Here is a 13,695-nt window from a genome sequence, read left to right as displayed (position 1 = left end):
CGTTACTCACCCGTCCGCCGCTGACCCCGAAGGGCCCGCTCGACTTGCATGTGTTAAGCCTGCCGCCAGCGTTCGCTCTGAGCCAGGATCAAACTCTCACGTTGAAGAGATTGATCTGGCCGATCACGTGTATTCTCAGACGGAGCCTCACATCGACCAAGCATCCAGACGCTTCACAGCGCCAGAACACCCGTCGGTGAGCTCAGAAAGAAGAACAACAGATCGGCACAAGTCTACTCACGCCAGGTCCTAAGACCTAGCCGCAAGGACAAACGCCGCCCGCGTCTCCCTTCCTCATTCCAACTTGTCAAAGATCAGCAATCACTCTCGTAATTACCGGCTGAGAAGAAGTCAAGTACCTCGGCTTTCGCCAGATCTACTTTTCTAAATCTCGGTAAGTCCGTCCAACCCGCCCCGTTTTTCTTCCGGACCGCGTCGGGAGGCGCCGTATAAGCTGCCCCGGACTTTCCTGTCAACCACCCTTTTCCCCGGCGACGGAACCGAACCGGCCGAACCGGATTTCAGTGCCTCCGTCGACAGAGCGCGACGCGGAACGGCCCGGAGGCCCTTCGGTGCGGCGCTGGACGATGGACACTCCCTCACGCACCCGGTCCGGGTCGAGCCTGCGCTCGCGCCCGACGGCGTCGCGATCCCGAAGGATCGGTGCTGGCTGGTAATGCTGAGGAAGTTCCGGCGGACGGCGTGCCGTCGTGACCGATGAGGCGGATCTAAGGACCCGAACCGCCTTGCGCAAGGGGCCGAGCGCGGGGCGGCCCCGACCGGGACGCACGGCTCACGGATCGCGGTCGGCCGGCCCGCTCGCCGGCCCGCACCCCCACCGGTCGACGCGGGCGCTCCCCCGGCGCTGCGCGGGACCCGCACCGGCTGAAACCATCGCGGCGGGCGCGCGAAGAGGCGTGATCGCGGTTGATCCTGAGGGACTCGATGACGCTGCTGCACGATCTCACGGGTGCGTCCCCCGGCATGACCGGGACCGCCCTGCTCCTGCGCCTGTCCGCCATCGGCGCGGCCCTGGCCGGGACCGCCGGCACCTTCGCGTATGCCGGCGGCTGGCTCTCGCCCGGCCAGCTCACGCCGGCCCGGATCATCGACCGGTTCGAGCAGGTGAACGGGCCGCATCCCGGCTTCCGACGCAACCACGCCAAGGGGATGTGCGTGGCGGGCCGCTTCACGGGCAGCGGCGCGGGCGCGCGCCTCTCGAAGGCGGGCGTGTTCGCGGCGGGACACGTGACGCCGGTCGAGGGGCGGGTGGCGCTGGCCGGCGGCCAGCCCTACGCGGCCGACGCCGCCGCCACCGTGCGCAGCCTCGCCCTGCGCTTCCGGCTGCCGGACGGCGAAGATTGGCGCACCGGCATGAACAACATCCCGGTCTTTCCGGTGCGCACACCCGAGGCCTTCTATGCGCAGCTCCTCGCGGCCAATCCCGATCCGGCCACCGGCAAGCCGGATCCGGAGCGCCTGAAGGCCTTCTTCGCGGACCATCCGGAGAGCGCGAAGGCCGCCGCGCTGATCAAGGCGCGGACCGTGACCGCGGGCTTCGCCGACAGCACCTACTGGAGCCTGAACGCCTTCCGGTTCGTCGCCGCGGACGGCGCCGCCCGGCCGGTGCGCTGGGCCATGGTCCCCGACCCGGCGCCGGCGGCCGAGGCCGCACCGGGCGGCGCGAACGCCCTGTTCGACGCGCTCGCCGCGCAGCTGGCCCAGGGCCCCCGGCACTGGCACCTGATCGTCACGCTCGGCCAGGCCGGCGACCCGACCGCCGACGCGACGCGGCCCTGGCCGGCCGACCGCGAGACGGTGGATGTCGGGACCCTGACCCTCACGGCGGCGACGCCGGAGGCCGCCGCCACCTGCCGCGACATCAACTTCGATCCGCTGGTGCTGCCGGACGGCATCGCGCCGAGCGACGACCCGCTGCTGAGCGCCCGGTCGGCGGCCTACGCCCAGTCCGTCACCCGCCGCGCCGGCGAGGCCAAGACGCAGAGCGCCGTCACCGGCACCGCGATCCACGGAGCCGCCCTGTGACCGAGCCCGACCGCTTCGACCGGCCCGCGCGCCTGCTCCACTGGACCATGGCGGCGCTGATCCTGGCCATGCTGCTGATCGGCGTCGCCATGGTGACCTCCCTCGCCGATTACGGCACCCTCGTCGCCCTGCACCGGCCGCTCGGGATCCTGATCCTGGTCCTCGCCGGGTTCCGACTCGCCTATCGCTGGCGCCACGCGCCGCCGCCGCTGCCGACGGATCTTCCGGGCTGGCAGAAGCGCGCGGCCCACGCCTCGCACATCCTGCTCTACGGCCTCATGCTGGCCATGCCGCTCGTCGGCTGGGCGATGCTATCGGCGGCGCGCTACCCCGTCATCCTCGCCGGCCCGGTGGTCCTGCCGCCGATCCTGCCGCAGGACCCGATGCTGTACGCGGCCCTGCGCCGGCTCCACACCGCGCTGGCCTACGGGCTGTTCGCCCTGATCCTCGCGCATCTGGCGGCGGCGCTGCTGCACGCGCTGATACGCCGGGACGAGGTCTTCGCCAGCATGGCGCCCTGGCGGTCGACACCGGCCAGGACCACCGAGCCGCCGAAATGACCCTCTCGTTCTCTTGAAAGTCTGATCCGTTCTCCATAAAGAACGCTCGCCCGCCCCGGTCGGACGGGGCGGGCGATCTCTGCGTGGAGGACGAGGCGATGTCAGAGGGATTAGCGGCGCGTACCGTCGCGGCGGCCAACGGCGTGGCCCAGGACGCGGCCTTCGGTGCGGTGATCGCGCCGATCCACCTGTCGACGACCTTCAAGTTCCCGGCCTTCGAGCAGCCCGGCCCCTACGATTACTCGCGCCTGGGCAACCCGACCCGGGACGCGCTGGCCGACACGATCGCCAAGCTCGAGGGCGGCGCCCGCGCCGTCCTGGTGGCGAGCGGCATGGCGGCCCTCGACCTCGCCCTGTCGAGCCTGCGGCCCGGCGATCTCCTGGTCGCGCCGCACGATTGCTACGGCGGAACGCACCGCCTGCTCAGCTTCCGCGCGGAGCGGGGCCATTACCGCGTCGCCTTCGTCGACCAGACCGATCCGGACGCGCTGGCGGCGGCCCTGGCCCAGGGGCCGAAGGTCGTGCTGATCGAGACCCCGAGCAACCCGCTGATGCGCGTGGTCGATGTCCGGCGGATCACCGCGGACGCGAAGGCGGCCGGCGCGCTGGCGGTGGTGGACAACACCTTCCTGTCGCCCGCCCTGCAGCAGCCGATCGCCCTCGGGGCGGATCTCGTCGTCCACTCCACCACCAAGTTCCTGAACGGCCATTCCGACGTGATCGGCGGGGCCGTGATCGCCGCCGACAAGGCGATGGGCGAGGACCTCGCCGCCTGGGCGAACACGATCGGCGTCACCGGCTCGCCCCTCGACGCCTACCTGACGCTTCGGGGCCTGCGCACCCTGTTCGTCCGTGTGGAGCAGCAGCAGCGCAACGCCGCGGCCCTGGCGGCCTTCCTCGACGCCCATCCGGCGGTGGCGCGGGTCCACTATCCGGGCCTGCCGACGCATCCGGGGCACGCCCTGGCCAAGGCCCAGCAGGCGGGCTTCGGGGCGATGCTGAGCTTCGAGCTGGCCGGCGGCCGCGACGCGGTGAGGACCTTCGTGGAGGCCCTGCGGGTCTTCACGCTGGCCGAGTCGCTCGGCGGCGTCGAGAGCCTGATCGCCCATCCGCCGACCATGACGCACGCGGCGATGGACCCGGAGGCGCGCGCCATCGCGGGCATCACCGACGGGCTGCTGCGCCTGTCGGTCGGCCTGGAGGCGGAGGCCGACCTGCTGGCCGACCTGTCGCGGGCTCTCCAGGCCCTGGACGGCTGACCAGGCCGGTCACTCCTCCTCGACCACGCTGAACCCGGACTCGTCCTCGACCACCCGGAAACGGGCGCGCTGCACGGTCCGGGAGCGCTCGGCCGCCTCGTCGCGGCACTTGTCGAGATGGGCGGCGCGGTTGACCACCTGCAGGTTCGGCGCGCCCCAGTAGCCGAGGAGCTCCGGCCATGGCGCGTCGCGGTGCTCGCGCCAGACCCGGTAGAGCGGCAGCAGGTGGTCGACCTCGGCGGTCTTCAGCAGGCGCTTGCCGGTGGTGGTGCAGCGGTGGCGCTGGCGGAGCTTCAGCGCCCGGACCTGGACGTGGGGCGCGATCCAGAACTTCCAGGCCGCGACACAGGCCGCGTGCCAGCCGGCATTGGTGTTGGGCGCGCCGCGCGCCCAGAGATCCCGGTGCCAGCCGAACCGGTAGACCGGCTGGCCGCAGATGCAGCAGGCGCCCCGCCCGCGGGCGAAGGCCGGATCGCGGAACGGCGCGGGCGGCGTGCGGAAGCTCCCGGCCCGCCCCTCGGCCCCGATCTGCCACGCCCAGCCCTCGGGCGTGCCGGAGCGGGCCGCCAGCGCCCGGGCGAGCCGGTCGGCCCGGAGGATGTGGTTGCGCCAGTAGCTCTCGACGGCGAGCCGCGGCGTCGGCGGGATCAGGGGCCGCGCGAGGGCGTGCTGCAGGACCGGCGCCGGGAAGATGGCCGGCAGGGCCTTCTCTAGCCGCGCCCGGGCCTGCACGTTGCGGAGGGTGCGCCAGCTCGATGTGGTCATGGTGGACCGGTGGTAACCCGGCCGTCGCCGCGCCGCGACGGCGCCGCTGCAACAGCTTGCCGGTCCCGCGCGGCCGCCCCTCAGGGTTAAGAAAATGTTTCCCGTGAAACATCGCGCCGTCCGACGGATCCGGCGCCGCGCCGGCCCGGCTCAGAGATCCACCGCCATCGACAGCAGGTAGGTGCGCGGCGCGCCCTGGAAGAAGGTGCCGAACGAGGCGACCCCGGTCCAGTACCGCGCATCGGTCACGTTGAGGATGCTGGCCCGGAAGGTCGTCGGCCGCTCGGCGACGCGGGTCGTGTAGCGCAGGCCGAGGTCGAGGCGCGCCCAGTCCGGCAGGGCCTGGGTGTTCGCGAGGTCGACGAACTGCCGCCCGGTATAGATGACCGCGCCGTTGAGCGTCAGGCCGGGCAAGCCCGGCAGGTCCCACTCGGCCCCCAGGCTCGCCTGGACCTCCGGCACGCCGATCGGCCGGTTCCCGCGATTGGCGGCGAGCGCCGTCCTGACGAGGCGTCCGTCGAGCAGGGTCACGCCGCCGACCACCCGCACCTGCGGGGTGATCTCGCCGAACAGGCTCAGCTCGAGCCCGCCGACGCGCTGCTCGGCGGTCGCCGCGAAGCGCCCCTGCGGGCCGAGCTCGCCCGCGGGCTTCGTGATCCGAAAGGCGCCGAGCGTGGCGCCGAACCGGCCGAGATCGAGCTTCACGCCCGCCTCGACCTGTCGGGCCACGTAGGGCTCCAGGATCGTGCCGGAATTGGTCGCCACCGCCGGGGCCACGTCGCCGCGGCTCAGGCCCTCGATGTAGTTGCCGTAGAGCGAGACCGAGTCCCAGGGCCGCACCACGAGGCCGACCATCGGGGTCGTGGCGCTCTTGTCGTAGGACGAGGCCAGCGTGCCGACATTCGACACGTAGTTGTGCGCCTCCACGCGCTGACGGCGCACGCCCAGGGTCAGCAGGACGCGCTCGTCGAGGGCCGACAGCGTGTCGGCCACCGCGATCCCCGACAGGGTGCTGTCGGACAGGCGGGGTCGGCCGACGCCGTAGATCGGCGCGATGTACGGGACGAGGGCCGGCGCGTAGAGGTTCGACAGGTAGGCGCCACGGCCGGGCGAGAACCGCCGTGCCGTCGCCTCGTCGTACACGGAGCCCTGCACCGTCAGGGCGTGCCGGATGAAGCCGGTCTCGAACCGGGCCCGGACGCCGCCGTCGTAGGTGAGCCGGTCGACGCCCAGCGCGTAGAATTGCGGCGTGCTGGTCGTGTCGCCGCGGCCGTTGAGGATCGTCGGCGCCGACTGGAAGTAGCGCTCCACGCCGGTCTGCCCGCCGCCGACATCCGCGAACAGCGTGACCTGATCGGTCAGGTCGTACTCGGTGCGCAGCAGGCCGCCGCGATCGTCGACGTTTGAGTATTCCCAGGGCTGGGTCAGGTTCAAGCGGCCGTCGGGCGCCCGCGGCACGGGCACGCCGGCCCGCAGGAGGAACGGGCGCAGCGGCGCGTTGAAGCGGTCGGTCTGCGCCAGCAGGTAGAGCCACGCGCGGAACCGGTCACCCTGGTAGTCGAGGGCCAGGGCCCCGACGCCGGTCGTCTCGGTCTGGCGGTCGAAGGGCGTGGCGCCGCCGTGCAGGCTGCCGACGACGCGGGCGCCCCATTCCCGCCCAGGCCCCCAGCGGCGGGCGACGTCGACCTGGCTGCCGCCCCAGGCGGACGAGCCGTAATCCAGCGTGACGCGAGTGAGGTCCGCGCCGGCGCGCTTGGGGACGATGTTGACCACGCCGCCGACCGCGCCGTTCGGCGACACCCCCGTGAGGGCGGCGGACGGCCCCTTCAGGACCTCGATGCGCTCCACGTAATCGGTGAAGATGCGGAAGCTCGGGGCGACGCCGTAGAGCCCGTCGAAGGCGACCTCGCCGCTGGTGTTCTCGTTGGACGGGAAGCCCCGGATGGAGAAGGAGTCGAACGGCGCCCCCGTGGTCTGGGTGGCGCGCACCGACGGGTCGAGGACCAGGGTCTCGGACACCGTCCGCGCCTGGCGGTCCCGAATGAGCGTGTCGGTGTAGCTGGCGATGCTGAAGGGCGCCTTCTGGGTCTCGGTATCACCCAGAAGGCCGAGGCGCCCGCCCCGCGCCACCTGACCACCGGCATAGGCCGGGACTGGGCCGCGCGGCGCGGCCGCGCCCTCGACCGAGAGCTCGTCGAGCTGGACGTCCCGGCCGGCCCCGGCCTCCTCCGCGCGGGCGGCGTGCAGCCCGGACCCGACGAAGCCCAGCAGGACGGCCATCGGGAGAATCGGCCGGGCCGCGCGCCGCCGGCGCCGGTTTCGCGTGGAAACAGGTACTGAGAAGTCGTGGGACCGCATTGTCGTGACGAAGGCTCCGAATCACGGAGCAAGGCAGCAAATATCTCTACATGTGCCAAAAATGAATTTGGAGTAATTACAATTCTATTTGACGAAGGTAGGACGGATCTGCGGGATCGCTATTGGGAACGCTCTAAATTGACTTTACACGCCGAACGATATCTTTGTCAGTGCCTCGACCATCATCGCACGGTCGAGCCGGCGCTTTCGCGAAAGGCCGGACCGGATTTCGGCCGAGGCGCGCGGCCGGGATCGTCGGGCCGGGCGGGGGCGCGGGGCTCGACCCGGCCGCGATCGGGTGTGGATCGTGCGCGTCCGATCGGGTCGCCGCGGCGGAGACCGGGGCGCCCGGTTGCCAGGGTTGCCCACCCCGCCTAGACGGGCCCGGCGCGAAACGTGCCTGTCACCCCTCCTCTAGTGCAGAGGTTTTCCCTGTGATCACCGGTCCGTGCCTCATCGTCCAGCCGATCCACACGGCGGGCCTCGACCGGTTGCGCGCGGCCGGCCTGGAGCCGCGCCCGGCGAGCGGGACCGATCCCGAGACGCTGGCGCGCGAGGTCGCCGACTGCGTCGCCGTCATCACCCGCAACACCGGCTTCCCGGCCCGCGCCATCGCGGCGGCGCCGGCCCTGCGGGTGATCGGGGTGCACGGCACCGGCACCGACCACGTCGCCACGGCCGAGGCGACCGGGGCCGGGATCGTGGTGGTGAACACGCCCGGCGCCAACGCCGTCTCGGTGGCCGAGCAGACGCTGGCGCTGATCTTCGCCCTGGCCAAGGCTCTGCCGGAGGCCGACCGCTCGGTCCGGGCCGGCGACGACAGCTTCAAGTTCACCGCCCGGCTGATCGAGCTCGCCGGCCTGACGCTGGGCCTCGTCGGCTTCGGGGCGATCGGGCAGGCGACCGCCCGGCTCGGCGCCGCCCTGGGCCTGCGGGTGCTGGCCTACGGCCCGAGCCGCCCGGACGCGGACTTCGCCAACGCCGGCGCCCTGCGGGCCGCCTCGGTCGACGCGCTCCTGGCGGAATCCGACATCGTCTCCCTGCACGTGCCGCTGACCCCGGGCACACGCGGCCTGATCGGCCGGGACCAGCTCGCCCGGATGAAGCGGGAGGCCTTCCTGATCAACACCAGCCGCGGCGGCCTGATCGACGAGGCGGCCCTGGTGGAGGCGCTGGAGGCGGGCACGATCGCGGGCGCCGGGCTCGACGTCTTCGCCCAGGAACCGCTGCCGGTCGACCACCCGCTGGCCCGCCAGCCCCGGGCGATCCTGACGCCCCATGTTGGCGGCTCCACCGGGGCGGCCCTGATCCGCACCGCCGAGACCGCCGCGACCCGCGTGGTCGACGTCCTCGCCGGCCGGCGGCCGGGCGGGCTGGTCAACCCGGCCGTCTGGGAGCGGCGCCGCGGGGTGTGAGGCCGATCGCGCGTTGCCCGCGGCGGGCCTCCAGTCCCGCCCCGCACCCTGAGGTGTGAGACCGTGTCAGGTCGATCGCGCCGGGCCTTCGTCGTTGCGCGCGCAGCGAAGCGATCCGGTGTCGCGCCACGCTGACCGAGGTCGCGCTGCCCTGGGTCGCTTCGCTGCGCGCGCGATGACCGAGCGGGCCGGATCGACCGGAGCGTTCGACCGGAGATCGTGAGCGTGGGACGCCGCGATCCCGCGTCCCCGACCGCTCGAATCACGCCCGTTCGTCCGGACCGCGACGGCCCGCCGCGCGCCGTGTCATGCAATCGTCGCAGACGGGCCGGAAAGCCACCCGCTGCATCCGAAGCCAGAGAGGGCTCCATGGACTTCCACCGTCGCTTCACGGTCCTGATGTGCGCCCCGGCCTTCGACCCGGACGATCTCGAGGGCGCGCGCGTCAACCAGATCGTGGCGGCCGTGGAGCAGCGCGGCTTCGAGGTGGTGCGCGCCCGGCGCGTCGAGGACGCGGCCATCGCGGTCCAGACCGACGCGGCGGTCGGCTGCCTCGTGGTCGACTGGGGCAAGCGCGGCCTCGATGGCAAGGCCGCCGCCCTCATCGACATGATGCGCCGGCGCGGCCTGGAGATGCCGATCGTCATCATGGTCCGCCGCAAGCGGCTGGAGGACATCCCGGTCGAGCTCCTCGACTTCATCGACGGCTACATCTTCCTCGCCGAGGAGACGCCGGAATTCATCGCCCGCGGCCTCGTCAGCCGGGTCACGCAGTACGCCGAGACCCTCAAGACCCCGTTCTTCGGCGCGCTCGTCGACTACGCCGAGAAGGGCAACCAGCTCTGGACCTGCCCGGGCCACAACGGCGGCATCTTCTACAACCGGTCGCCGATCGGCCGGATCTTCGTGGAGCACCTCGGCGAGGCGATCTTCCGCGACGACCTCGACAACTCGGTCCTCGACCTCGGCGACCTCCTGACCCACGAGGGCCCGGCGCTCAAGGCCCAGAAGGAGGCCGCCAAGATCTTCGGGGCGGAGAAGACCTACTTCGTCCTCAACGGCACCTCGGCCTCCAACAAGATCGTCCTGTCCTCCCTGGTGGCCGAGGACGACCTCGTCCTGTTCGACCGCAACAACCACAAGGCGGCCCACCACGGCGCCCTGTTCCTGGGCGGCGGCATCCCGATCTTCCTGGAGACGGACCGCAATGCCTACGGCCTGATCGGGCCGATCTTCCACGAAGCTCTCGACGAGACCCGGATCCGGGAGAAGATCCGCCGCAACCCGCTGGTGACCGACCCGGAGGCGTGGCGCCGGGAGCGGCCGTTCCGCGTCGCGGTGATCGAGCAGTGCACCTACGACGGCACGATCTACGACGCCCAGGAGATCCTGGAGAAGATCGGCCACCTCTGCGACTACATCCTGTTCGACGAGGCCTGGGCGGGCTTCATGAAGTTCCACCCGCTCTACGCAAGGCGCTTCGCCATGGGGCTGACCGGCCTCGACGAGACCTCGCCGGGCATCGTCGCCACGCAATCGACCCACAAGCAGCTCGCGAGCTTCTCCCAGGCCTCGCAGATCCACACCCGGGACGGCCATATCCGCGGCCAGACCCGGCGGGTCGAGCACAAGCGGCTCAACGAGAGCTTCCTCGTTCACGCCTCGACCTCGCCCTTCTACCCGCTCTTCGCCTCCCTCGACGTCGGCGCCCAGATGATGAAGGGCCGCTCCGGGATGATCCTGTGGGACGACACGATCCGGCTCGGGATCGAGTGGCGCAAGAAGGTCCGGGCGATCCGGCGCGAGTTCGAGGAGAACGAGCGCGATCCCGCGCGGCGCTGGTTCTTCGACCCCTTCGTGCCGGACGTGACGGTGAACGCCGACGGCGCCGAGGTGCCGTGGGAGAGCGTGCCGACGGACGAACTCGCCGCGACGCCGCGCCACTGGGAGCTGAAGCCGGGCGCGCGCTGGCACGGCTTCACCCACGTGGCGCCGGGCTACGCCATCACCGACCCGAACAAGCTCACCGTGCTGACCCCCGGCTTCGACCGGCACACGGGGGCCTATGCCCAGCACGGCGTGCCGGCGCCGATCGTGGCCCAGTACCTGCGTGAGAACCGGATCGTCGCCGAGAAGAACGACCTGAACTCGCTGCTCTTCCTGCTGACCCCGGGGGTGGAATCCTCCAAGGCCGGCACGCTGATCTCGGGCCTCGTCGCCTTCAAGCGGCTCCACGACGACAACGTCCCGCTGGAGGAGGCCATGCCGGAATTCGTCAACCGCCGGCCGAACCGCTACCGGGGCGTGCGCCTGCGCGACCTCTGCGGCGAGTTCCACGCGTTCCACCGGGAGGCCGGCACCTCGACGCTGCAGCGGCGGCAATTCGCCCCCGAGCACCTGCCCGAGATGGTGATGCCGCCCAAGCGGGCCGCCCAGCTGCTGACGCGCAACAAGGTCGACTACGTGCCGATCGCCGAGGCCGAGGGGCGGATCGCCACCACGCTGATGCTGGTCTACCCCCCGGGCATCGGCACGGTGCTGCCCGGTGAGCGCCTGGACGACCGGGCCAAGCCCATGCTCGACTATTTCAAGATGTTCGAGGCGTCCGCCAACCTGTTCCCGGGCTTCGAGGCCGAGATCCAGGGCGTCTACCGCGAGGTCGACCCGGACGGGCGGATCCGCTTCCACACCTACGTGGCGCGGGAGGGCGCCTGATGGAGATCGAGGCCGAGACGCCCGGCCTGCTCCCGGCCCGGTCCTGCCCCGACATCGTCATCCGCGCCTCCTCGGACGCCGATGTCGAGGCGATGGTGGCGATCTACGAGCACCATATCGGCAAGGGCGTGACCGATGTCAGCGTCGCCGAGGAGGACCGGCTGCTCCCCGACGACCTAAAGCGGCGGCGCAAGACCATGCGCAAGAAGCGCCTGCCGCACCTCGTGGCCGACCGGGACGGCGCGGTGGCGGGCTACGCCTACGCGGTGCCGTTCCGGAAGCGGCCGGCCTACCGCTACACCCTCAAGCACTCGATCTACGTGCATCCCGACCACCTGCACGCGGGGATCGGCCGGCGGCTGCTGCCGGCCCTGATCGAGGCTTGCGCGGCGGGCGGCTACCGCCAGATGATCGGCTACATCGACGCCGAGAACGCGGCCTCCCTGCGGCTCCACGAGGCCTGCGGGTTCGAGCGGGTCGGCTACCTGCGGGCGGTGGGGTTCAAGTACGGCCACTGGTCGGACAGCGTCATGGTCCAGCGCGCGCTGGGAACCGGGTCGGAGGACAGGCCGGGGTAGCGGGCCGGGACCGGGCGGCCTCCGACGCCCGGCCGCCGTCATCGCGAGCGAAGCGAAGCGATCCAGTCGCGCCACACTTACGGAGGGCGCGCTGCCCTGGGTCGCTTCGCTGCGCTCGCGATGACGGAGCGCGCGACGTCCGAAGGATCCGACCCGAGCCAACCTCAGTGGCCGGCCGCCGGGTTCGGCGTGGCGACGAGGTCGACCTCGACGCCGACCTCGAGCGCCACCCACTGGCCCGAGGCCCAGGCTCCCTGCCCGACGCCGAACTCGGTGCGGACCAGACCGACGCGCCCCGCGGCGTGCGCGGCGCCGCCCTCGAGGGTCAGGTGGAACGGCAGCGTCACGGGCCGGCTCGTGCCGCGGATCGTCAGTGTGCCGACGGCCGCGTAGTCGCCCTGCCCCTTGTCGACGAAGCGGGTCGCCTCGAAGCGCGCCTCGCTTCCCGCCTTGACGTCGAACCAGTCCTTCTGCGGCAGGGCCTCGTCGCGCTGGACGTCCCCGGTCCGCGCGCTGGCGAGGTCGACCAGCACGAGCGCGTGCCCCGCCTCGGGCTTGGCGGGGTCGAAATCGATGTCGGCCTTGAACCGCTCGAACCGCCCGGTGAACGGGACGCCGACCTGCACGCCGGAGAACCGGATCGCGCTCCTGGCCGGATCCACCGCCCAATCGGCGGCGGCGGTCGGCAGGGTGACGGCCTGGAGAACCGCCAGCAGGCAGAGGTGACGCGCGTTCATCGGGTCGGCTCCACATTGGGGGCGGGTGACAGCCGGCGCCCCGGCAGCATGCGGCGCAGCACGTCGTCGCGCAGGAGGAGGTGGTGGCGCAGGGCCGCCGCCACGTGGACGGCGAGCAGAGCCGCCAGGAACCACGCCCCCAGGGCGTGGACCCGCTTCAGGACGGCCTCGGCGACGGCGGGGTCGGGAACAAGGGCCGCCAGCGGCAGGTGCGGCCAGGGCACGATCCCGTACAGCACCGTCGGGATGTTGAACGGCGACAGCGAGACCACGGCCCAGCCGGTCAGGGGCAGCCCGACGAGCAGCAGGTACAGCAGGTGGTGGGCGGCCGCGGCCGCCCGGCGCTCCCGCGCCGGCATCCCGGCCGGGTGCGGCGGCGGCCGGTGGGTCAGGCGCCAGAGGACCCGCAGGGCCGTCAGCGCCAGCACGGTGATCCCGACGGACTTGTGCCACTGGTAGAGCTGGAACTGACGCAGCGGCGCCAGGGCCGCGTGCGTCATGGTCAGGCCGAGGCCGATCAGGACGAGCACGCCCAGCGCGCTCGCCCAGTGCAGCAGGATCGCCACGGCGGAGTACCGCCGCGCGGAGACCCCGTTCGCCATGGCGGATTCTCCCAGGTCAGTCCTGCTTCTCGAAGGCGCCCGCGATGGTGAGGTGCAGTTCGTCGCCGATCAGCGGCACGTAGGTCTTCACCCCGAACTCGGAGCGCTTGAGCGTGCCGGTGGCCTCGAAGCCGACCGTGTATTTCTTGCTCAGCGGGTTCACGCCGGCGCCGACCAGGGTGACGTCGAGCGTCACCGGCTTGGTCACGCCGTGGAGCGTCAGGTCGCCCGTCACCTTCGCGTGGTCCTTGCCGGCCGGCGCGACCTTGGTCGAGACGAAGGTCATGTCGGGGAACTTGGCGGCGTCGAGCCACTGGTCGCCCTTGAGCTCGTCGGTGAGCTTGGCGCTGGTGGTCGTCACCGAGGCGACCGGGATCTTCACCGAGAGCTTGGCGGCGGCCGGGTTCTTCGGCTGCAGCTCCAGCGTGCCGGACACGTCCGAGAAGCCGCCCGCGTAGTTCGAGAAGCCCATGTGGGAGACGCGCCAGCCGACCTGGGTGTGGCCGGGATCGACCGCGTAGGTGCCGGCCTGGATCTGCGCCGGATCCCGGGTCGGCGGGGTCTGGGCCAGCGCCGAGGTGGCGACCGGGGCGGCGACCAGTAGGGCCAGAAGGCCGGAGGCGAGAATCGACTTCAAGGGTGTCTCCTGCAGAGCAGACG

General features: G+C 71.8%; 11 protein-coding genes and 1 rRNA gene. 6 read left to right on the top strand and 6 right to left on the bottom strand.

What is annotated here, in order from left to right; all coding sequences use genetic code 11:
• Positions 1–104: ribosomal RNA gene (locus tag ACLBX8_RS19010) — 16S ribosomal RNA — on the bottom strand; the annotation flags it as partial.
• A gap of 841 nt (positions 105–945) precedes the next feature.
• Here ACLBX8_RS19010 and ACLBX8_RS19005 point away from each other — a divergent pair.
• The 3 genes from ACLBX8_RS19005 to metB all read left to right on the top strand — a co-directional run bounded on the left by ACLBX8_RS19005 (position 946) and on the right by metB (position 3,865).
• Positions 946–2,046 (top strand): catalase family peroxidase, encoded by a 1,101-nt coding sequence (locus ACLBX8_RS19005; RefSeq protein WP_447699775.1) that lies wholly within the window; start codon positions 946–948, stop codon positions 2,044–2,046.
• Positions 2,043–2,606, top strand: coding sequence for a cytochrome b (locus tag ACLBX8_RS19000; RefSeq protein ID WP_447699774.1), 564 nt, complete (start codon positions 2,043–2,045; stop codon positions 2,604–2,606). The genes ACLBX8_RS19005 and ACLBX8_RS19000 overlap by 4 nt, the downstream gene beginning before the upstream one ends.
• 98 nt (positions 2,607–2,704) lie before the next feature.
• Positions 2,705–3,865, top strand: a complete 1,161-nt coding sequence (gene metB / locus ACLBX8_RS18995) for a cystathionine gamma-synthase (protein WP_447699773.1) — start codon at positions 2,705–2,707, stop codon at positions 3,863–3,865.
• A gap of 9 nt (positions 3,866–3,874) precedes the next feature.
• Here metB and ACLBX8_RS18990 read toward each other — a convergent pair whose 3' ends face one another.
• Entirely contained in the window at positions 3,875–4,630 is a 756-nt protein-coding gene (locus ACLBX8_RS18990) for a hypothetical protein (protein ID WP_447699772.1), read from the bottom strand.
• Between the two features lie 150 nt (positions 4,631–4,780).
• Positions 4,781–6,910 carry a TonB-dependent receptor gene (locus tag ACLBX8_RS18985; RefSeq protein ID WP_447699771.1) on the bottom strand — a complete coding sequence of 710 codons (2,130 nt, stop codon included), beginning with the start codon at positions 6,908–6,910 and terminating at the stop codon, positions 4,781–4,783.
• Between the two features lie 512 nt (positions 6,911–7,422).
• Here ACLBX8_RS18985 and ACLBX8_RS18980 point away from each other — a divergent pair.
• From ACLBX8_RS18980 to ACLBX8_RS18970, 3 genes are all read left to right on the top strand, one after another.
• Positions 7,423–8,403: a hydroxyacid dehydrogenase gene (locus ACLBX8_RS18980; protein WP_447699770.1), complete on the top strand. Its 981-nt coding sequence runs from the start codon at positions 7,423–7,425 to the stop codon at positions 8,401–8,403.
• Positions 8,404–8,772: 369 nt separating this feature from the next.
• The gene (locus ACLBX8_RS18975) at positions 8,773–11,118 is read left to right on the top strand and encodes an Orn/Lys/Arg family decarboxylase (RefSeq protein WP_091979049.1); all 2,346 of its coding nucleotides are present in this window, start codon (positions 8,773–8,775) and stop codon (positions 11,116–11,118) included.
• Complete coding sequence (locus ACLBX8_RS18970) at positions 11,118–11,696, top strand: GNAT family N-acetyltransferase (protein ID WP_020093947.1); 579 nt, start codon at positions 11,118–11,120, stop codon at positions 11,694–11,696. The genes ACLBX8_RS18975 and ACLBX8_RS18970 overlap by 1 nt, the downstream gene beginning before the upstream one ends.
• 164 nt (positions 11,697–11,860) lie before the next feature.
• Here the strand turns inward: ACLBX8_RS18970 and ACLBX8_RS18965 are convergent, their stop codons facing one another.
• Genes ACLBX8_RS18965 through ACLBX8_RS18955 form a run of 3 tightly spaced genes read right to left on the bottom strand, consistent with a single transcriptional unit; the run spans position 11,861 to position 13,672 of the window.
• Positions 11,861–12,433: a YceI family protein gene (locus tag ACLBX8_RS18965; protein ID WP_447715619.1), complete on the bottom strand. Its 573-nt coding sequence runs from the start codon at positions 12,431–12,433 to the stop codon at positions 11,861–11,863.
• The gene (locus tag ACLBX8_RS18960) at positions 12,430–13,035 is read right to left on the bottom strand and encodes a cytochrome b (protein ID WP_447699768.1); all 606 of its coding nucleotides are present in this window, start codon (positions 13,033–13,035) and stop codon (positions 12,430–12,432) included. The genes ACLBX8_RS18965 and ACLBX8_RS18960 overlap by 4 nt, the downstream gene beginning before the upstream one ends.
• A gap of 16 nt (positions 13,036–13,051) precedes the next feature.
• Complete coding sequence (locus tag ACLBX8_RS18955) at positions 13,052–13,672, bottom strand: YceI family protein (RefSeq protein ID WP_447699767.1); 621 nt, start codon at positions 13,670–13,672, stop codon at positions 13,052–13,054.
• Positions 13,673–13,695: the final 23 nt, after the last annotated feature.

Source organism: Methylobacterium sp. D48H, assembly GCF_053345715.1.
This window is presented reverse-complemented; position numbering and strand designations above follow the sequence as displayed.